Annotated in this window: 12 protein-coding genes; 7 read left to right on the forward strand and 5 right to left on the reverse strand. The window is 55.3% G+C overall.

The features are described from left to right. Position 1 precedes the first annotated feature (1 nt). Positions 2-385: a hypothetical protein gene (locus HQL52_09600; protein ID MBF0369697.1), complete on the reverse strand. Its 384-nt coding sequence runs from the start codon at positions 383-385 to the stop codon at positions 2-4. A 209-nt stretch (positions 386-594) separates the two neighbouring features. On the opposite strand from HQL52_09600, the gene HQL52_09605 reads away from it, so the two are divergent. The 4 genes from HQL52_09605 to HQL52_09620 all read left to right on the forward strand — a co-directional run bounded on the left by HQL52_09605 (position 595) and on the right by HQL52_09620 (position 14,229). Next, on the forward strand, positions 595-1,314 hold the full coding sequence (locus HQL52_09605) for a DNA alkylation repair protein (protein MBF0369698.1): 720 nt from the start codon (positions 595-597) through the stop codon (positions 1,312-1,314). 302 nt (positions 1,315-1,616) lie between these two features. Next, positions 1,617-2,495, forward strand: coding sequence for a PhnD/SsuA/transferrin family substrate-binding protein (locus tag HQL52_09610; protein MBF0369699.1), 879 nt, complete (start codon positions 1,617-1,619; stop codon positions 2,493-2,495). Between the two features lie 40 nt (positions 2,496-2,535). Further along, positions 2,536-4,944 carry a PAS domain S-box protein gene (locus HQL52_09615; GenBank protein MBF0369700.1) on the forward strand — a complete coding sequence of 803 codons (2,409 nt, stop codon included), beginning with the start codon at positions 2,536-2,538 and terminating at the stop codon, positions 4,942-4,944. A gap of 495 nt (positions 4,945-5,439) precedes the next feature. After that, positions 5,440-14,229, forward strand: coding sequence for a transporter substrate-binding domain-containing protein (locus tag HQL52_09620; GenBank protein MBF0369701.1), 8,790 nt, complete (start codon positions 5,440-5,442; stop codon positions 14,227-14,229). A 37-nt stretch (positions 14,230-14,266) separates the two neighbouring features. Here the strand turns inward: HQL52_09620 and HQL52_09625 are convergent, their stop codons facing one another. Continuing rightward, entirely contained in the window at positions 14,267-15,178 is a 912-nt protein-coding gene (locus tag HQL52_09625; GenBank protein MBF0369702.1) for a LysR family transcriptional regulator, read from the reverse strand. A gap of 123 nt (positions 15,179-15,301) precedes the next feature. Here HQL52_09625 and HQL52_09630 point away from each other — a divergent pair, with 123 nt between their 5' ends. Continuing rightward, entirely contained in the window at positions 15,302-15,856 is a 555-nt protein-coding gene (locus HQL52_09630; protein ID MBF0369703.1) for a cytochrome b, read from the forward strand. A gap of 42 nt (positions 15,857-15,898) precedes the next feature. Further along, complete coding sequence (locus HQL52_09635; protein ID MBF0369704.1) at positions 15,899-16,471, forward strand: YceI family protein; 573 nt, start codon at positions 15,899-15,901, stop codon at positions 16,469-16,471. A gap of 117 nt (positions 16,472-16,588) precedes the next feature. On the opposite strand, the gene HQL52_09640 is transcribed toward HQL52_09635, so the two are convergent. Further along, the gene (locus HQL52_09640) at positions 16,589-17,221 is read right to left on the reverse strand and encodes a hypothetical protein (GenBank protein MBF0369705.1); all 633 of its coding nucleotides are present in this window, start codon (positions 17,219-17,221) and stop codon (positions 16,589-16,591) included. 477 nt (positions 17,222-17,698) lie between these two features. On the opposite strand from HQL52_09640, the gene HQL52_09645 reads away from it, so the two are divergent. Further along, a complete protein-coding gene (locus HQL52_09645) occupies positions 17,699-17,998 on the forward strand; it encodes a DUF2312 domain-containing protein (protein MBF0369706.1) in 300 nt (99 codons plus the stop codon). A gap of 681 nt (positions 17,999-18,679) precedes the next feature. On the opposite strand, the gene gyrB is transcribed toward HQL52_09645, so the two are convergent. Together gyrB and HQL52_09655 are read right to left on the reverse strand one after the other, a co-directional pair. After that, on the reverse strand, positions 18,680-21,148 hold the full coding sequence (gene gyrB / locus HQL52_09650) for a DNA topoisomerase (ATP-hydrolyzing) subunit B (GenBank protein ID MBF0369707.1): 2,469 nt from the start codon (positions 21,146-21,148) through the stop codon (positions 18,680-18,682). Further along, a partial coding sequence (locus HQL52_09655; protein ID MBF0369708.1) for a hypothetical protein occupies positions 21,145-21,308 on the reverse strand: 164 nt, incomplete at its 5' end. The genes gyrB and HQL52_09655, both read right to left, overlap by 4 nt.

A 21,308-nucleotide genomic window follows, 5' to 3' on the forward strand; every position in this document is an offset into this window, starting at 1 on the left:
TTCAGCGGTAGCCCATGGCCGTGAGATAGAGCCCGAAAAATCCGGCACCGACCGCGATCATGCGAAGAGTTTGGTCCTTCTGCATCATGGCTGCCGAGAGACGCAAAACCGGGCCGGGATGGAGCAGCAGCAGGAAACCTTTAAAAAGGGCCAGCCAACCCACCAGGGTGATGATGAGGGTCCAGTTGAACCCCCAGACGTTGTGGAGATTGACCAGCACCAAACCCGCCACCGCCGCAGAAACGGCCCCCAGATAGGTCAAAGCCGGATTATCCAAAAAAGCCTGGATCATTTTCCGATATTCTCCCGGGTTCAGCACCATTCCCACTGCGACCAGAAGATAGAGGGGACCCAAAATTTTGGCTGTGAAGAGGGCAACATCCATGGGCAAACTCCCATTTTATCCAAACTCCCCCAGCGGGGTGGAGAGGGATGGTTGGCAGAAGGATTTTTGCAAACAGCGATCCGACTCAACCCCTGGCGGCCACCTTGTCGATCCCTGAATATTCTGCCACTTTGCGGGTTGGTTCAAGTCGTTGCAAGGGGCTCTCCACCAAAGCCCCGGCATGCCGATCACAGGGAGATGGAAAGACAATGACCGATCAAGCCACCTCAGTTGAGGTAAAAACGGATCTGGATGGTTTGGGCAGCCCTGAAAAAGCCCAACATCTCTCCCGCTTTTTCAAGACCGGCCCGGGGGAGTATGGGGAGGGGGATCGATTTATCGGGGTGCGGGTGCCACAACAGAGAGCCGTCGCCAAACGCTATCGGGGGCTGCCCCTGTCTGAGATCGATCTGTTGCTGGCCAGCCCCATTCATGAGCACCGCTTGACCGGATTGTTGATTCTGGTGGATCGCTACCAAAAGGGCCAAGAGGAGAGTGAAAGAATTGAAATAGTTACGTTTTATCTCTCCAGACTCCACCGGGTCAACAACTGGGATCTGGTGGATCTTTCCGCACCTAAAATTTTCGGAGAACACCTGCTCCACCACCCTGGAGAGCGGAAAAAACTCTTCACCCTGGTCCAATCAAGCCATCTGTGGGAACGCCGTATTGCCGTCGTCGCCACCTGGCCACTGCTCAAACAAAAACAGTTTGACGAACTGTTAACCCTGGCAGAAACCCTGCTCACCGACCGCCACGACCTGATACACAAAGCGGTGGGATGGATGTTGCGGGAGGCGGGTAAGGTTGATCTCGCCATTCTGGAAGGATTTTTGGACCAACACGCCAAAATCATGCCCCGTACCATGCTCCGCTACGCCATCGAAAAGCTCTCCCCTAAGCGACGTAAGCACTATATGGGGCGCTGAACCCTATACGACAGTTGGGCGTGGGCGTATGGGGGCAGGCTACAATCCGACCCCTCCGTTTCCACCATGGATACTCCCAACTCCCAATCAACAGGTAGATTATTCTCTACTGCTCGTTCCGAAGACAGCTATGATAAAGTGTGTCGCTGACGCCATGAATGAATTAAATTGGCTTGACTTTAAAAACATGGCCCGATTCCCCATCACGGAACCGATCTCTTTCGGGAAGAATGAGAGGGAATTGGTCTCGGTGATATAGCCAGATGGGATGACGGTTTGACAAACACAGAGGGGGTCTGTAAATGTCTGTTTCACCGCATAAATTTGGTTTAATCCGAAGAATGGCGCTTGTTTTCGGGGCGTTATGGGCCTTCACGACTCCACACCCGGTCCACTCCGGGGAAACCCTCACCTTGACCTTCGGGGTTTACCAATCGGACAAGGCCACGGTGATGTATCGCAAGTTTGTGCCTGTGCTGGAATATCTTCAGGAGTCCATGGAAGGGCAGCTGCAACGTTCAGTGGACATCCACCTGAAAATCTTCAAAGGCTATGAGGAGGCCAACGATGCAATTGTCGCAGGCTCGGTGGACTTTGTCCGTTTTGGCCCAGCATCCTATATCAAGGCCAAACAGCGCAACGACCAACTCAACCTTTTGGCCCAGGAAGTACGCGACGGCAAAAACTATTTCCACGGTGTGGTCATCGTGCCCGCCGCAAGTCAAGCCACCTCCCTCAAGGATTTGGTTGGCGGGCGTTTTGCCTTTGGCAATCCCAACTCCACCATCGGTCGATTTTTGGCCCAGGGAGAGCTGGTGCAAGCCGGTGTTCAAGGCCGGGATCTGGCAGCCTACGACTATCTGGGGCGCCATGACGTGGTGTTCAAGGCTGTGGCTTTGGGGGATTATGATGCTGGCGCGGTCAAAGAGACCACCCTTCACCGCTATAACAAGCAAGGCGTTGTCCGGGTGCTGCACACCTTTTCCAACGATACCAAGCCCTGGATTGGGCGGGCTGGTCTCGACACCACAGTGACCCAAGCCATTGGTAAAGCCCTTTTCCAACTCAAAAGCCCGGACATTCTGAAAGAACTCAAGGTGACCGGCTTCCAACCGGTGACCGACACGGTCTTCAACCCCCTGCGGGAAAAAATCGCCCTTTCCGCCCAATTTGGCTCCTGATCATCCCCCATGCCTTGGATTAAATCTTTGGGACCGCCCCATGCAACTGACTGATTTTTGGCAACGCCAGCGGCTTGCTGTCAAAGTAATCGGAGCCGCCATGACCCTCCTGGGGGTGGTCACCTTTCTGGTGGGCTGGTATCTGATCGACCATGAACGCCAAGAACATCTCCGCCAGATCGAGACCACTGGCGCCTCACTGGCCAAAACCACAGCCGCCTTCTCTCTGGAACCTCTGCTCATCCTCGACATTCCGGTGTTGGAGACCCATATCCACAATCTGGTGCGGCAAAAAACCGATGTCAGTTATATTCGCCTGATTCGGGCCGATGGCAAAACAATTGCCGAAAGCCGAAAATCAACCACCTCCATGGCAAAAGAGCTTAATAAACTAGCCATTTTTACAGCTCCCGTACGACTATACGACGACCTTTCCAGGCTCCCCCTGGGGCAGGTGGAAATCGGCATGCGAACGGATCGTTCCGAAAAATTGGCCGCTGCCCGCATTCGTTTCCTGGTGATCGCCTTCCTGTTGATCTTTGCCATTCTCACCCTCTCTTTGGCCTTTCTGTTGAAAAAACAGGTCACCGACCCCCTGGTGGCGCTCTCCCGAAGAGCCCGCAAGCTGGGGGAAGGGCGAATGGAAGAAAACATCACCCTGCCCGGTCAGGATGAACTGGGGGATCTGGCCCGGGCACTGAATGACATGCGCCTTCAGCTCAAAGCCTCCTACGGAGCCATTGCCACCCAAAACCAACAGCTCAAAGAGCTATCCCAAACCCTGGAACAGCGGGTCGAAGAGCGAACCCGGGAACTCTCCCGAATCAACGATGAACTGATTGAGGAAATACAACGGCGGCAACATATCGAAGAGGCCCTACGCCACAGCGAGGGAAAGTATCGCGCCATCGTCGAACACGCCAACGTCGGCATTGTCCTGGCCGACTCCCAGGGCCGCTTTCAGGAGGTCAATCCCGCATTCACCCGCATGCTCAGCTATACCCCGGAAGGGTTGCAGGGAAAAACCTTCAAAGAGGTGACCGCTCCCGAAGATCTCCACAAAAGCAGAGCCTTTTTCCAGGAACTCCTCTCCGGCAAACACCACGCCTATCATTTTGAAAAACGCTATCGCACCCAGGATGGACGGATCGTCTGGGGGGATCTGTCGATTTCCACCGTGGGAGATGGTCCCGGGCAGCCCAGCCAGATGATCGGCATTATTCAGGATATTACCCAGCGCAAAGAGGTCGAAGCCAATCTGGTGCGCGCCAAACAGGCCGCCGATGCCGCCAATCGGGCCAAAAGCGAATTTTTAGCGGTGATGAGCCATGAAATCCGCACCCCCCTGAACGCCATACTCGGCATGTCGGAAATTCTTCTGGAGAGCGAACTGGATGCCGAGCAGTCCCAATACATGGCGGTATTGAGCCGGGCCGGTGAAAATCTCCTCACCCTGATTGAGGATATTCTGGATATCACCCAGATCGAATCGGGGCGGATGACCCTGGAGAAAAACACCGTCCACCTGGAAGAGTTGACCCGGGATGTGCTGGAGGTCCACGCGCAAAATGCCGCCAAAAAAGGGCTCGTTCTGGATGGCCATATCGACCCGGACACCCCCTCACAATTCCAGGGAGATGCCAAGCGGCTGAGGCAAATACTCTTCAATCTACTGGGCAACGGGGTCAAATTTACCGATCAGGGGGAGGTGAACCTCCGGGTTTCCAGCCCCACCCCCACCACCCTGCTTTTTTCGGTGCGGGATAGCGGAATCGGCATTGCCAAAGAGCAGCAGCAGATGATCTTCACCCCCTTTTCCCAGGCTGACGGCTCCTCCACCCGTCGCCACGGCGGGGTTGGTCTGGGGCTCTCTCTCTGTCAAAAACTGGTACTCTCCATGGGGGGAGAGATCAAACTGGTGAGCACTCCCGGCCAGGGAAGTGAATTTTCCTTTTCCATTCCCCTGCCCCAGAGCCATTCAGAATCCTCTGCCTTTTCCCAGCCCCCCGCTGACCCATCCGTATCGTCCAAAAATCCAACCCCATCCACCCCCCCATCTCAGGCCACGCCTGGGACCTGTTCTCTCCTGCTGGTGGAGGATGTGGACCAAAATGCCCTGGTAGTCGAAGGGTTTCTCAAACAGACCCCCTACCGGGTGGAACGGGTGGTGGATGGCGAAAAAGCGGTGGAGAGAATCTTTTCCGGCAGACGCTATGATCTGGTGTTGATGGACATTCACATGCCCGGCATGGATGGCCTGGAAGCGACCCGACAGATTCGAAGTTGGGAGGCCGAACAGAAAGGTCAGCGCATACCGATTTTGGCACTCACAGCAGATGCCATGGCAGGAGATGCGGAAAAATCAGTGGCCGCTGGCTGTGACGGTCACATCACCAAACCCATCTCCCGAACCAAACTGATGACGGTGATCGAGCAGTTTGCTCTGTAAAATCCCGTCAGCCCTTCTCCTCCAGCAGACGTCCCTCCCCTCCTCCCCTACTCCCCCCCGGATTATCGTCAGAGACAGCAGAGTGGACTAACCCCTTTTCCTGCCCGAACAATCGTCACCGATTGAATGGAAAATGGCTGGCAATCCCTCATAAATGCTTGGTTTTTTGAATAACTACAGAATCTCCCAGACCGTTTTATAGCAACAGGATGATGTCGGGAAACACGGATCCGGAATCTGATACCACGCTCCTTTTTTTGTAGTGACCCATTATAATTCAATCATTGAAAATCCGTGTAACATGAATGTGTCATTTTGTGGGTTTTCTGTAACAAAAAATAAAAGTAACCAAGCTACCTGTTGTGAATGAGAGCCATCACATGTGTTAACCGTCAAATTTTTTCACGCTTTATCACTCTACCTTAGAACTGTCCCTCTATATGGGTTAGTCTATAGGGTCGAAAAAAAAGTCGATTTATTGTGGAGATGGATCCAATGCGCCCGTTGCTGTTTTTGAGCCACCTGGTTTGTCTGTTGCTGTTCATGACCCCCGCCTGGGGAGCGGATAAGGTATTGACTGCCGACATTCGTCATCGTCCGCCAGAGATGATCGTCGATGGCGGATTCCAGGGTGGCCCACTGAAGGAAATTCTGGAAGAGGCCGCCAATCGGATAGGCTATCGCGTTCAGTGGCGAGACCTCCCCTTTCCAGTAAGCATCAAGGATCTCAAGGAGGGAAAAACCGACATCATCCCTCGCACCATCCGCCGCCCCAACCGGGAAAGCTTTGTTAATTTTTTAGGCCCCATCGGCTCCCAGCGCAAAGATATCCTCTTTTTGGTTCACCAAGGGGATGAGGCCACCATTCGTGATTATGCCGATTTGAAAAAACTGACGGTGGGGGTGAAGGCCAAAACCGCCTATTTTTCCACCTTCGACAAGGATGACGAGATTAAAAAAATCCCCTCCGAAGGGGGGGATTATGGCCTGGCCCGGCAGCTCATTGAGGGGAAGGTGGATGCCGTTGCGGTATTGGATCGGGGGGCCATGGACAGCGCCCTGGCCGGTCTCGGCTTTCGGGATTACACCTATGCCACCTTTCGTCACATCCAAACCATAAAAAATTATTACGGCATGTCGAAAACCTCGGCCAATGCCGCCCTCTACGATCAACTCAACCGCGTTCTTCTGGCGATGACCGAATCAGGCCGGGTGGAGGAGATCTACGGCACCCATCAAGCAGCCCCTGAGCCCATGGTCTCCAAGGATGTACGCCTGACTGTGGCTGAAAAAAAATGGCTCGCTGAAAATCCCGGCCCCTTTCTGGTTCACAACGAAGAGGATTATCCCCCCTTCAACTATGCTGAAAATGGCAAGCCCAAGGGGTTTTCCATCGACTATATGGATCTATTGGCTGCCAAGCTGGGAATTTCCATCCAATACGTCACCGACCCCTCCTGGGATCAATTTTTGAGGCAAATAAAAGATGGCAGCCTGGATATCATGCTCAACATCGTCAAAACCCCTGAGCGTGAAAAATATTTGAACTTTACCCTGCCCTATGTGGACAACCCATCGGTTTTTGTCACCCGCCAGGATCAGAAGCCGGTTCGAAATATGTCCTCTCTTCTCGACAAGCGAATCACCATCCCCAAGGGTTTTTTCTATCAGGAGCTTTTAGAGCATCACTATCCCCAGATTTCCCTACACTTGACTCAAACTTCGCTGGAAAGCCTGCAAGCGGTGGCAGGGGGTGAGGCGGATGTGGCCATGGGGGGATTGGCTATCGAAAACTGGCTGATCCAAAAGCATGGTCTTACCAACCTGCGGGTGGACAGCATTGTTGACGACCCGGTTTTTTCCAACAAACAGCGCATCGCCGTCCAGAAGAAATACCCCCTCTTGCGGGATATTCTGCAAAAGGCCTCTTCAGCGGTCACCCAGGAGGAGTATACCCAACTACAACGCCGCTGGTTTGGCGGCACCCTGACCACCTCCCGGGCCAAGCTGACCCCGGAGGAGCAATTTTGGATCGCTGATCTCAAGGAGCCCCTCAAAGTGGGCGCCGAGACCGATTGGCCCCCCTTTGATTTTGTCCACAACGAACATGCCACCGGTTATTCCAATGAGTTGATGCGCCTGATCGCCAAGGAGACCGGCCTGCCTGTCGTCTTCGAACATGGCTATACCTGGCCCGAATTGATGGCGCGGTTTCAGTCTGGTGAGCTGGATATTCTCCCCGCCATCAATCAGACCGTGGAGAGATCCAAATTCATTGCTTTTACCGACCACTATGCCATGAATCCCACGGTACTGGTCACCCGGGACATTGCCCTCCCCCCCACGGAACTGGAAGAGCTATTGGGAAAACGGGTGGCCATTGTCGCCGGAACCGCCACAGCCACCCTCATGGCTGAGCGCTTTCCCGATATCATTCAGGTTCCCTCCACCAATGATGCAGAGGGGCTCAAGCTGGTTTCATTGGGCAAGGCAGAGGCCTTTGTCGGCAGCCATGGGGTGATCAATCATCTCCTGAAAAAACACGATATTCCCGATATTCGCATCCAAAACGAGGTGTGGCTCAAACAACCCGAGGAGAGCCAGCTGCACATTGGCGTCAGAAAAGAGCAGACCATTCTGAGGAATATTCTCATCAAGGGTCTGGCCTCCATCGCCCCGGAAGAGATCTACCGATTGCGCCGGCAGTGGCTGCCGGTGGCAGCTGAAACCACGGATGAGTCACAAGTTCCCCTCACCCTCACGGAAAAAGCCTGGCTGAAAAAGCATCGCACGCTGCGTTTGGGGGATGATTTTTCCTGGCCTCCCTTTAGTTTCCGGGATGAAGAGGGAAACTACAGTGGGATCTCCGCAGGCTTTATGGAGGTTTTGTCAGAGCGACTGGGAATCACCTTCAAGCCGGTTTGGGGACTCAGTTGGCCGGAGGTTCTCCGGCGCCTCGTGGATCGGGAAATCGATGCAGCCCCTGCTGTGACGCCAACCGAACAGCGACGCTCCCGCTTCCTCTTCACCAAACCCTATCTCACCTTTCCGGTGGTGATCGCTTCCCGCAAGGATGGGGAATTTGTGGAAAATCTGGGAGATCTCTCCGGCAAGCGGGTGGGTGTGGTGGGAGGGTATGTCACCGAGCAATATTTAAGAACCGATCATCCAACCATCAAATTGGTTCCCCTGAAGAGTGTCAATGCCGGTATGGCACTCCTGGACAGGCAGGGCCTTGATGCCTTTGTGGGCAATCTCGGGGTGATCACCTACTCCCTTGATCGCTTACAGATGGATGATATCAAGATTGCCGCACCCACCCCCTACAATTTTGAAATTTCCATCGCTGTCCGCAAGGATTGGCCCGAACTGGTCGCCATCCTCGACAAAGCCCTGGACAGTTTGGAGGAGAAGGAAAAAGCCGCCATCAAAAACGCCTGGATGGCGGTTAACTATCAGTTTGGAGCAGATCTGAAGTCCATTCTCATCTGGGTCATTCCCATCGGTTTGGGCCTGCTTTTGATCATTGGCATGACCGTCTTTTGGAATCGTCGCTTGGGCCGGGAAGTGGAGCAGCGTCGGCAGGCGGAAGGAGAGCTGAAAAAACTCTCCATGGCGGTGGAAAACAGCCCCTCCGTGGTGATAATCACCACCCCCAACGGCCATTTTGAATATGTCAATCCCCGCTTTGTGGAGTTGACCGGTTACACCCTGGCCGATCTCAAGGGCAAAACGCCCGAAGTCATCAATTCCGGCGAAACCACAGCGGAAACCTACCGGGATTTGTGGCAGACCATCCGGGCTGGAAAGGTGTGGCGTGGGGAGCTGCTCAACCGCAAAAAGAGTGGCGAAACCTATTGGGCCGCCATCTCCATCAGCCCGGTCATTCAAGAAGGACGCATCGCCCACTTTATCGCCCTACAGGAAGATATCACCTCCAAAAAACAGGCTGCCAGAGAGCTGGAAAACTCCCAGCAACGACTCAAGCTGGCCCTCTCCAGCATGTCTGACGGCCTCTTTATGCTGGATGACGATCTCAATTTCGTCTTTTTCAATGACCTCTATATCACCCTTTTGCGTCTTCCTGAAAATTTGGTTCAGGTGAACGGGCCGATCTCCCAGGTGGTGCGCTATCTGGCACAACGGGGAGATTACGGCCCCGTATCGACAGACCATTTCGTGACCGAACGCCTGGAGACCATTCTCAAGCGGAAAAACATCACTCTGGAGATGAAAACCCCTTGGGGCACTGTGCTGGAATTAAGACAATCCCCTACCAGCGCCGGTGGTGTGGTGGTCACCCTTACCGACATTACCCAGCGCAAAAACAACGAAGAGCGGTTCCGGCTGGCTCTGGAAGGGGGCAACCTGGGTTTCTGGGATGTGGATCTGGCCTCTGGAGATACGATCGTCAACGACCGCTATCGGGAGATCTTCGGCACCCCCGGTCAGGATGAACCCCACGCCCGCAATCATTGGCTGGAGTTGATCCTTGAGGAGGACCGGGAACGGGTTCTGGAAACGGGCCGCCGCTATCGGGAAGGGGAAATCGATGCCTATGAGATCGAATATCGCATTCGTCACCCCGATGGCGGTATTCGCTGGCTGGTTTCCAAGGGATCCGGAGTGGAGTGGAGCGAAGCGGGTCATATCAGTCGCATGGTGGGGACGGTCCAGGACATCACCGACCGCCGCTTGGCTGAAGAACGCATCAAGGGCCGGGAAAAACAGTTTCGAACCCTTTTGGAGCTGGCCCCCGACGCCATGGTTTTGGTCAACAACCAGGGTGTCATCGCCATGGTCAACCGCCAGGCGGAAATATTGTTCGGCTATGAACGCTGGGAAATGCTGGGCATGCAGGTGGAGATGCTCATTCCCCAAAAGATGGCTAAAGAACATGCCGCCAAACGGGAAGGCTATCTGGAATCCCCGGTGGCGCGCCCCATGGGTTCGGGCAAGGATCTGACGGCACGCACCAAATCGGGCAAGCTGATTCCCGTTGAAGTGAGCCTGAGCCCTATCGAAACCGATGAAGGCCGAATGGTGGCGAGTTCTCTACGGGATATCAGCCAACGCAAGGCGGCTGAACAGGCCATTCGGGAAGGAGACGTGCTCAAAGCGCGCATGGAGGATGTGGAACGGTTCAACCGGCTGGCCCTGGACCGGGAACAGCGGATCATCGAACTGAAGGAGACCATCAACAGCCTCTCCGAAGCACTCCATCGCCCTCCCCCCTTCGCAGACCCCCAAGCGATTGAGGAACAACTTGGGGAGGAGCTGCTTGAGAAAGATGACACTGAAACCGAACAAACGGAAGAGATGGATATGGCGGCTCTGCTCAACCTGGAGGAGCTGAGTGGTCTGTTTGACAATTTTTGCCGTAGCGTCGGCATTCCCGCCGCCATCATCGATTTGCAAGGAAAGGTTCTGGCTGCCTCCCAGTGGCAGCGGGCCTGTACCGATTTTCATCGGGTCAACGAAAAAACCTGTGCCCGCTGCATCGAAAGCGATACCGATCTGGCCAACCGCCTGGATGAGGGCAAGGATTTTGCCATCTACCGCTGCCAAAATGGCCTCACGGATTGCGCCTCTCCCATCACGATTCAGGGAAAACATGTCGCCAACGCCTTTGTGGGGCAGTTTTTCCTGAAAAAGCCCGATATCGACTTTTTCCGGGGCCAGGCGTTGGAATTTGGTTTTCAACCCAGCGACTATATTGCCGCCATCAGTGAAGTACCCATCGTCGATGAGGAAAAACTGCCGGATATTCTCTGTTTTTTAAGTGGCTTTGCCCGCATGGTGGGCTCTCTCTCCCTGGAGCGGCAGCGTTCCACCAATGCCGAGGCTTCCATTGCATCCCGTGCCGAAGAGCTGCAGCGGGAGCGCGCCGCCGCCATGAGTGTGGCGGAGGATGCCCAACAAGCCCGGGCCGAAATCCGCCGTCATCAGGAGCACCTGGAGCAGCTGGTGGAAGAGCGTACCGAGGATCTGGCCAAAAATCAGGAACAGATGCAATCGATTTTGGACAACTCCCCGGCCCTGATCTACGCCAAAGATCTCGATGGTCGCTATTTCCTGGTCAACAAACAGTGGTCCCAGATTTTGGATCTGGTTTCAGGAGACGTTTTGGGCCGGACTGATTTTGAAGTTTTCCCCAAAGAACTTGCAGATGTTTTTTTCGAAAACGACCAAAAAGTACTCAAGAGTGGCCAAGCCCTGCAACTGGAGGAGGAGACCCAACACGACGATGGCACCCACACCTATATCTCCTTCAAATTTCCTCTGTTCGATCCCCAGGGCAAACCCTACGGGGTGTGCGGTATTTCCCAGGACATCACCCCGCTGAAGGCGGCGGAACTCAAAGTGGCCGATCAGCTGAGCTTTACCCAGGCTCTGGTGGATACCATTCCCTATCCTGTCTTTTACAAAGGGGCAGATACCCGGTATGTGGGCTGCAACCGGGCCTATGAAGAGACTTTCAACGTCAAACGGGAAAATTTTATCGGCAAACGGGTGATGGATCTGGACTATCTCTCCGAGGAGGATCGCCGCAACTATCAACGGGAGGATGAAGAGGTCATCAACTCCCTGGGAGAGCTGCACAAAGAGCTGGTCATGCCCTTCTCCGACGGCAAAGATCATCACACCCTCTACTGGGTTCAGGCTTTTACCAAGAAGGATGGCTCCCCTGGCGGATTGGTGGGGACTTTCGTTGATATTGAGGACCAGAAGCAGGCCGAACAGGCGATGATCAAGGCCAAGGAGCTGGCGGACGCCGCCAACCAGGCCAAATCAGACTTTTTGGCCAATATGAGCCACGAAATCCGCACCCCCATGAACGCCATTATCGGCATGTCCCATCTGGCGCTGGAGACTGAACTGACCCGGCGTCAGCGTAACTATATCCAAAAGGTCCATCGCTCCGCAGAATCCCTGCTCGGCATCATTAACGACATTCTCGACTTTTCCAAAATCGAAGCGGGCAAGCTCGACATGGAAGCGATCAACTTCAACCTGGAGGATGTTTTCGACAATCTGGCCAATCTGGTGGGGCTCAAGGCTGAGGAAAAAGGGGTGGAGCTGCTGTTCGACCCCCAACCCGACATGCCTACTGCTCTGGTAGGAGACCCCCTCAGGTTGGGACAGATTTTGATCAACCTGGGCAACAACGCCGTCAAGTTTACCGAAATCGGCCAGATCGTCATCGGGGTCAAGATGATCGAGGAGCAGGGCAGCCAAGCCAATTTCCATTTTTCGGTATGGGATTCCGGCATCGGCATGACACCGGAGCAGCAGTCAAAGCTGTTTCAATCCTTTTCCCAGGCCGACACCTCCACCACCCGCAAATATGGTGGAACGGGTCTGGGGCTCACCATCTCCAAACGATTGACGGAGTTGATGAAGGGGGATATCTGGGTTGAAAGCGAGGCGGGTAAAGGGAGCGTCTTCCACTTTACAGCCTACCTGGAGACCCAGAAAAATCCCCAGGAGCGATTGAAGATAGACCGGGAGGGGCTCTCGGATTTGCGGGTTTTGCTGGTGGACGACAACGAAAGCGCCCAGGTGATTCTATCGGGCATGACCTCCTCTTATGGCTTGGAGGTGGAAGTGGCGCCCAGTGGTGAAAACGCCCTGGAACGCATTGGGGAAGCTCATGATAAAAAGCAACCCTATGATCTGGTTCTGTTGGATTGGCAGATGCCTGGCATGGATGGAGTCCAGTGCTTCAAACAGCTACAGGCTGCCCCCCATGAATCCCCCCCCGTCGCTCTCATGGTAACCGCCTACAGTCGGGAAGAGGCGATGCAGTCCATCCAACTCAATGGGGTTGAATTTAACACCATCCTGATCAAGCCCGTCATGCCATTCTCTCTGCAGGAGGCCATCGGCGAGTGTCTGGGAGGAGATCTGATCCAGCGACCTGAAGGAGGCGCCCTGGAGAAAGGACAGTCGGCTGAGGATGCCGCCATCAAGGTGCGAGGGGCCAAGGTACTGCTGGTGGAAGATAACGAGATCAATCAAGAGCTGGCCCTGGAGCTGCTTGCCAATGGCGGGGTGATAACCGACCTGGCGGAAAATGGCCAGGAAGCCTTGGACAAGCTGGCCCAGGAGAGCTTTGACGGGGTGTTGCTGGATATCCAGATGCCGGTGATGGATGGTTACACGGCCGCCAGGGAAATTCGCAAGCAGGAAAAATTCAAGGATCTTCCCGTCATCGCCATGACCGCCAACGCCATGGCCGGGGATCGGGAAAAAGTGCTCGAAGCGGGCATGAACGATCACATCGCCAAGCCCATCAACGTTCGGGAAATGTTCAACACCATGGCCAAATGGATCGTGCCTTCGGATCCCACCTTGGCCGTTGAAGCCCCTCAGGAGGAAGGAGCCCCTGCCAGCGAAGACAATTCCCTGCCTGAACTTCCGGGGATCGACATCAAGGCGGGGCTCGCCACCACCCAGAACAACACCACCCTGTTTCGTCGCCTGCTCAAGCGCTATCGGGAGAGCCAATCCGGGTTCGAAAGGGAGTTCCGTACCGCCCTGGAGGCTGACGACCTGGAAACCGCCACCCGCGTCGCCCATACCCTCAAGGGGGTATCGGCCAATCTGGGAGCCCGAGGGGTGCAGGAGAGTGCCCGACTGCTGGAGGAGGCCTGTGGCAACAAGGCTCCCATAGCAGAAATTGAACCGCTGCTGGAAGATGTACTGGAAGAGATAAAACCCGTGATGGCGGGACTTGAAGGGCTGGATCAACCCCAAGGGGGAGCCGCTGAGGAGAAGGCAGCCCTGCCGGATCTCAGCCAGGTGATGCCCTTGATTGAGGAGACTCTGGCCAAGATCGATAATTTTGACAGCGGGGCGGTGGAGGATGTGGAAGCGCTGGAATCCCTTCTGGCCGGCACCCCCTTCGCAGCGATTCTGGGGCGGGTGAGCGCCCGCATTGGGGAGTATGATTTTGATGGCGCCGGGGAAGCCCTCAATGAGATGAACCAAGCCCTGCAAACCGCTGCTGCATCAGAGGCAGATTCCCGGGAGCCTGCCAGCCATGCTACGGATTACAGCGCCATTCTGCCGACCATCAAGCCGATATTGGAAAAGATGGACAATTTTGACAGTGCGGCGGTGGAAGATGTCGAAGATCTGGAATCCCAACTGACCGGCACCCCCTTTGAGGCCACTCTGAAACGCGCGAGTGCCCGCTTGGCGGAGTATGACTTCGATGGGGCCATGGATGCCCTCAAGGAGGTGCAGGAGGCGATGAAGGGGGTTGTGGAAGGGGAATGAGCTGTTCTGACATCGGCGGCGGGTTTGGCTGGGTTTTTTATCCTTCCCAGTCGGGATGTGCCTTCCAGCGACTACCCAGATAATCGATCAATGCCCGCACCCGGGCTGAGAGGTGACGCTGATGGGGGTAGAGGGCATGGATGCCCATCTCCGGGAGTCGATAACGGGTGAGGATCGGCAGCAGCCTGCCAGCTTTGAGATCCTGCCCGATAATGAAGGTGGGGCTGATGGTGATCCCCTGCCCTTGGAGCGCAGCCGCTCTCAACACATCGCCATTATTGGCCTTGAAGGGACCGCGCACCTTGATCCGATGGATCCCCCCCTCCCTGTTTTCAAACCGCCACACGCCGATGCTTTCATGCATCATCCCGGTGTAGATCAGGCAGCGATGCCGGGTCAGCTCCTCCGGGGTTTGGGGGGTTCCCTGGCGTTTCAGATAGTCGGGGCTGGCGCACACCACCCCCCGGGTTGAGGTCAGACGTTTGGCCATCAGGCTCGAATCTACCAGTTTTCCCACCCGTATGACCAGATCAAACCCCTCCTCCAGGAGATCCACATAGCGGTCGGTGAGGTCCAGCTCCACTTCGAGTTCGGGGTGTTGCCCCATGAATTCCACCAGAGCCCGGGAGAGGTGGGAAAGACCAAAGGAGAGGGGGGCGCTTACCTTCAGCCGCCCCCGCACCGCTCCCCGCATCTGCCCCAGGGAGCGCTTGCTCTCTTCCCAGTCCGCCACCATCTGGATCGCCCGGGGTAGCAGGCTCCGGCCCTCTTCGGTGAGGGTGAGTCTGCGGGTGGTGCGCTGCATAAGCCGCACCTCCATGGACTCTTCCAGCGCCCCCAGATATTTACTCACCGCCCCCTTGCTGATGCCCATGCTCCGGGCCGCCCCCGTCAGCGTGCCGACTTCGGCGACGGTGACGAAGGTTTCCAGCAGAGTGAGTCGATCCATGGTCAATGTCCTTGCTCAGTGTTCACAATATGGAAACAATGTGTCAATAAATAGATGGATTGTTTATGACGACTTTCTGGTCCAAGATCAAGACATCATCAACGCTTGATTGGGAGAGATGCCATGGAAGCCCCTGTTGTCATTAACCGTACCGCCCGCTTGCTTCACTGGGTGATGGCGATCTTGATTTTGTTTTTATTGGGATTGGGGGTCTACATGGTGGAGTTGACCTATTACGACCCCGACTATAAGAGCAGCCCGGACCTGCATCGCTCCCTGGGTTTGGTGGTCTTCGTGCTGGTGTGGGTCCGGCTGGCCTGGCGATTGAAGCACCCTCCCCCACCCCCCAACCCCAACCACGCCCCCTGGGAACATTTTGTGGCCGGGGCCACCCACCTGGCGCTTTATGGCTTGATGCTGGTGCTGCCCATCACCGGATTTTTAATCTCCACCGCCAAAGGTCACCCGGTCGAGGTGTTTGGGCTGTTTGAAATTCCAGCGATAACCAGCGGCAAGATGCAGGAGGAGGTGTTTGGATCTCTCCACGCCTGGCTGGCTTATGGGGGGGCGGGATTGATGGGGCTCCATGCAGCTGGGGCCTTGAAGCACCACCTGATCGATAAAGATGACACCCTGATGCGGATGATTGGCCCTTGGGGTCAAAATCGTAGCCAATAAATGAATCTTTTGAATAACTGAAACGTACGAGGAGAATGGCAAATGAAACGTCTGACTTTAAAATCCGGATGGTTGACCTTGGCTCTCATTATGGGGATGAGCCTGCCCACTCAGGGGGAAGCTGACACTTTTAAGCTCGATCCCACCCACAGCTTTGTGGATTTTTCCATCTCTCACCTGGGCTACAGCGTGCTACGGGGCCGCTTTAACGATCTTTCCGGCCATTTTGAGCTGGGAGTAAAAAATCCGTCGATCCAAGTGACGGTGAAGACCGCCAGTGTGGATAGCAACCATGCGGAGCGGGACAAGCACCTGCGGGGAGATGATTTTCTCGATGTGAAAAACCATCCCGAAGCCAGCTTCGCCTCCACCCACATCGCTGAAACCGCCACCGGAGCCCAAGTGCAAGGCAACCTCACCCTCCATGGTGTCACCAAAGCGGTCTCCTTTGACGCCGTCAAGATCGGTGAAGGCAAGGATCCCTGGGGAGGTTATCGGGCGGGCTATAAGGGGGATCTGGTGATCAAGCGCAGCGACTACGGCATCAGCTATAACCTGGGCCCCGCGGCCCAATCCATGACCCTCCACCTCTTCATCGAAGGGATCCGCCAATAACCGATAGCTGAACCGGGCTCAACAAACGCCTCTTCAGCCATGGAATGGCCTCTCCTCCCCCTCCCCCACAAAACCGATCTGGGGTGAGCGGGGGGGATAATCTCACCACTGGATGGATCAGGTTTGACACCCGTTGGCGGAGTGTCTCTGCCAGCCAGCGGTTTCAGAGGTGGGAATCGCCACGGTGGGGTGACGTTTATGGCCCTCCTCCGGAGTCACTTTGAAAAGGTATAGAAATTTATCGTTGTTCAGCAAAAGACGATAACAGCCTGCTGCCAACTCCTGTTTGATTCCTGACTCTTCGGGGATCGCACTCTTTTCCTTCAGCCAGACTTTTACCGTGGGGAATCTGGGAAAACCCGCTTCCTTCTGGCTGTCATACAATTCTTTGGCCCGCATGCCACCCAACTGGATTCCTATGATGATCATGATGGGAATCGTCAAAATGGCCAGTACGTGGAGAAGGGTGGGCAAATAGGCCATATGAGGCCAGCGTTGTGGCAAAGAGCTGACTCCGATGGCAGCGAAAAAAAGCAACAGCGCAAAAAGCCAATGACTCTTCCAGGCCATAAAACCGTAGAGAAAAAAAACCTCCTTTGGGAGTTTCAGGCCCAATAGACCCACATCGTACAGATTAAAATGATGCACACCATATGACCAACCAGAAGCGTAGAGCAGTGCGGTCAGAAAAGCGGTGAGGATGGCGGTTTTTCCCAGCCACTCCAGGTTTTTAGGTGAGGTTGCTTTCATGGTTTTTGTTTGATCCTCCCTTTGGGGCCACCAGCCCCAATGACAAATCCCAAGCTGAAAAAATCTTTAGACCAACCGCTCCCCTCTCCCAAAGGGTTTCCCAGCCAAATCATCTCTAGACCTGATGAGAACAGGCTGTGGGGCCGAGGGTTTTGAGCAAAAGTTGTTGCTGTCAGAAAATTCACATGCTTAAGAATATTGATGTCGTGTGGCACGGGGCAATGAAAAAAGGGATGTCATCACCAGGTGGGATCAGGAAGAGTTGGGCAGAAGGAAAAGAATAATCACGGCCTGTTTTCGGAGTGGAATGGTTAGGGGCGGGGGAGCGTGAGGCAGGTTGGTTTGCAGAGACTTGGCGCAAAACTTGCGAGCTACCCCTCACATACGGCGAAAGCGCCGAAATATTGACCACCCTGCCCTGGGTGGGAAGCACTGAACAGCCCCAACGGATTGGGGTCCCTTGGAAAGGAGACGAACATGCAGGCAGCAGTTTCACAAGAGTCGGCCAAACCTCAGCCCACCACCACCGGCGGCATCACCGGCGAGCATTTGAGCCAGTTGGTGGAGCGCATCGAGCGACTCGAAGAGGAAAAAGCGGATCTCGGCCAGGACATTCGGGATATCTACACCGAAGCCAAAGGCCACGGCTTTGACGCCAAAGTGATCCGACAGATCATCAAAATTCGCAAAATGGATCAAAACGAGATGGATGAACAGGAAGCCCTCCTCCATCTCTACATGCAGGCGATCGGCATGCGGCCCACTCAGGCCCACTGATCGTAGGCGACCTGATCAGCAGTTGGGCAACCCCTCAGGGGTGGGGGGTGTGGAGCGAATTCCACTTGAAACAAAATCAAGCATGACCTTGGCGGGGATGCGGGTTTGTTTCAACGCAGGGTGGGGTTCCAAACGGGTGGTGCAAACCGGCCACAAAGCCCAACTGCTGATCCAGGCTCAAGCCCAACGAAAAACACTCGACAAACAAGCCACGCTCTAAAAAAATACGCTTTAAAAAGAACACACTACAAAAAAGAACACACTCTATATACAAAAACGCTCCAAAAAACTCTCTCAAAGAAAAAAACTTCCAAAGCAGGCTCTCTCAAGATCCCTCATGCCAATCATCCACCCCACAGGGGGGAGATAACGGGCAGGAACAGGATCTGGCATGAAAAGAGGTCACATTGGGAAGAGAATGCAGCAAGTGAACGCTTGCCCGGGAACGGTCGGTACTTAATCGACCTTTTCCCGGGCAAGCGTGCTACTCTCAGGTCGCTTCTAAAGGTCACTCACGCAACCCGTGCAACTCGTAGGATGTGGTGAGCCACGCGAACCGCATCAATCAAGGAATCAAGGCTATGGAAAGTCCCTCAAACGCCCCCTCCCCCCTCTAAAAGGCATTTGCAGCATCCAGACAAGAATCCCCCTGAAATGGCCAGGAAAACCCTTTTTACACCATTACACGTCCAGATTGGCCACATTCAGCGCATTGTTCTGGATAAACTCCCGCCGGGGCTCCACCTGATCCCCCATCAGGGTGGTAAATACCTCGTCCGCCGCCACCGCATCCTCCACCCGAACCTGTAGCAACGAGCGAATCGACGGATCCATGGTGGTCTCCCACAGCTGATCGGGGTTCATCTCACCCAATCCCTTATAACGCTGAAAAGCCTGACCCCGGCGGCCATCGGCCATCACCTGATCCACCAGCTGCACCATCCCCCCCAGAGTCCGCTCCCGCTCACCCCGGAAACTCACCACATCATCCCCCAGCTGCTCCCGATACCAGGCGGAAATTTCCGACATTTCCCGATATTCCGGGGAGTGAAACAGCTCCACATCCAACCGGGTGCGGCTCTGAACGCCATGGATGATGCGATTGATGGTGAGCACCCCGGAATGGGTCTCCTCATCCTGGGTCAACAACACCTGGATACGATCCTGGGGATCCAGCCGCGCAGCCAGAGCTTCCCGCAAGCGATCCGCCGCCGCCATGCCCGGGGCGGCGTCACTCTGGCCATCCGGGGTGTCGGTGGATTCCAGATCAGCCTGAACCAGCCCCAGCAGCTCGGTAGAGGTATTCAACACCAACCGGTCGTGGTGCCGGGCCAAGCGACCCAAAAGAACAGCATAGCGCCGGGCTTTTTTCACCAACACCGTCAACGCCTCGGGATCAGAGATCTCCTTCTCCCCGGATTTGAGCGTCAAACCGACGATGCCATTATCCAGCAGCATCACATCAAGAGCGGTTTCATCCTTGAGATAGTGGACGTTCTTGCCCCGGGTCACCCGATAGAGGGGGGGCTGGGCGATGTAGAGATGGCCCCGCTCGACGATGTCTGGAAACTGACGGTAGAAAAAGGTCAGAAGGAGCGTGCGGATATGCGCCCCGTCCACATCGGCGTCCGTCATGATGATGATGCGATGATAGCGAAGCTTGGCGATGTCATACTCTTCAACACCGATGCCAGTCCCCAGAGCCGTGATCAGCGTCCCCACCTCAGCAGAGGAGAGCATCTTGTCAAAACGGGCTTTCTCGACGTTGAGAATCTTCCCCTTCAGGGGCAGCACCGCCTGAAACTTCCGATTCCGCGCCTGCTTGGCCGAACCACCCGCCGAATCTCCCTCAACCAGATACAACTCACACAGCGCCGGATCCCGCTCCTGACAATCCGCAAGTTTCCCCGGCAGAGAGGAGATCTCCAGGGCACTCTTCCTGCGGGTCAATTCCCTCGCCTTGCGGGCCGCTTCACGGGCAGAAGCGGCCTCGACGGTTTTGGCCAGGATGGATTTGGCCTCCTGGGGGTGCTCCTCAAAAAAAGTCGAGAGCTTATCCGCAACAATCCCCTCCACCGCTGTCCGGACTTCCGAGGAGACCAGTTTTTCCTTGGTCTGGGAGGAAAATTTGGGATCGGGAATTTTGACTGAAATAACCGCCGTCAACCCCTCCCGGCAATCCTCACCAGCCAGGGTTCCCTTGTCCTTTTTAAGAATACCGGCAGCGAGGGCATAGCCATTGAGGGTCCGGGTCAAGGCCGCCCGAAATCCGGCCAGATGCGTCCCGCCATCCCGCTGGGGAATGTTATTGGTGTAGCAAAAGACGTTTTCCTGGTAGGAGTCGTTCCATTGCAGCGCCACCTCCAGATAGACCACCCCCTTCTGATCGGTAAAAAAGATGGGGGGCTCCACCAGAGGGGTGCGGGCACGGTTGAGATGTTCCACAAAGGAGCGGATGCCCCCTTCATACTGGAAATGGTGGGCCTTGTCGGTGTTTTCATCCAAAATATGAATGTTGACGCCGGAGTTGAGAAACGATAGCTCACGAAGCCGCTTCGACAGAATATCGAAGGAATATTCGGTAATGCTGAAAATTTCCCGGCTGGGGGTAAAGGTCACCTGGGTACCGGTACGGCTGGTCTCCCCTACCGCCCGGATGGGGGCGACCGGGTCACCATCCTTATATTCCTGATACCATCTCTTGCCATCCCGGCGAATGGTCAACTCCAGCTTTTCCGACAGGGCGTTGACCACCGACACACCCACGCCATGCAGACCGCCGGATACCTTGTAGGAGTTTTGGTCAAACTTACCCCCCGCATGAAGCACGGTCATGATCACTTCCGCCGCAGAGCGTCCCTCCTCGGCGTGAATCTCAACGGGGATACCTCGGCCATTGTCCCGGATGGTCACCGAGCCGTCGATGTGGATGATCACCTCGATCTTATCGCAATAGCCTGCCAGAGATTCGTCGATGGAGTTATCCACCGCCTCAAACACCATGTGGTGCAGCCCGGTGCCGTCGTCGGTATCGCCGATATACATCCCAGGGCGCTTACGAACCGCTTCGAGCCCCTTGAGCACCTTGATGCTTTCTGCGCCATAGGAATCGTTATCGCCTTGAATCTCGTTTTCGGGTGCATCGGTCATCGGTCGCTAAACTCCGTCGCTGTGGCCGTCGCTGTGGCCGTCACTGATCCCATCCCTGTTTCCATCCCTACTTTTGCTTCTGCTTCTGCTTCTGCTTCTGCTTCTGCTTCTGCTTCTGCTTCTGCTTCTGCTTCTGCTTCTGCTTCTGCTTCTGCTTCGC

It is taken from the genome of Magnetococcales bacterium (assembly GCA_015232395.1).
Lineage (GTDB): Bacteria > Pseudomonadota > Magnetococcia > Magnetococcales > JADFZT01 > JADFZT01.

Bases quoted from the DNA above. Each gene is read 5' to 3' on its own strand.
- gyrB (MBF0369707.1), bottom strand. From the start codon at position 21,148: ATGACCGATGCACCCGAAAACGAGATTCAAGGCGATAACGATTCCTAT.
- HQL52_09635 (MBF0369704.1), top strand. From the start codon at position 15,899: ATGAAACGTCTGACTTTAAAATCCGGATGGTTGACCTTGGCTCTCATT.
- HQL52_09610 (MBF0369699.1), top strand. From the start codon at position 1,617: ATGTCTGTTTCACCGCATAAATTTGGTTTAATCCGAAGAATGGCGCTT.
- HQL52_09620 (MBF0369701.1), top strand. From the start codon at position 5,440: ATGCGCCCGTTGCTGTTTTTGAGCCACCTGGTTTGTCTGTTGCTGTTC.
- HQL52_09630 (MBF0369703.1), top strand. From the start codon at position 15,302: ATGGAAGCCCCTGTTGTCATTAACCGTACCGCCCGCTTGCTTCACTGG.
- HQL52_09600 (MBF0369697.1), bottom strand. From the start codon at position 385: ATGGATGTTGCCCTCTTCACAGCCAAAATTTTGGGTCCCCTCTATCTT.
- HQL52_09615 (MBF0369700.1), top strand. From the start codon at position 2,536: ATGCAACTGACTGATTTTTGGCAACGCCAGCGGCTTGCTGTCAAAGTA.
- HQL52_09645 (MBF0369706.1), top strand. From the start codon at position 17,699: ATGCAGGCAGCAGTTTCACAAGAGTCGGCCAAACCTCAGCCCACCACC.
- HQL52_09605 (MBF0369698.1), top strand. From the start codon at position 595: ATGACCGATCAAGCCACCTCAGTTGAGGTAAAAACGGATCTGGATGGT.
- HQL52_09625 (MBF0369702.1), bottom strand. From the start codon at position 15,178: ATGGATCGACTCACTCTGCTGGAAACCTTCGTCACCGTCGCCGAAGTC.
- HQL52_09640 (MBF0369705.1), bottom strand. From the start codon at position 17,221: ATGAAAGCAACCTCACCTAAAAACCTGGAGTGGCTGGGAAAAACCGCC.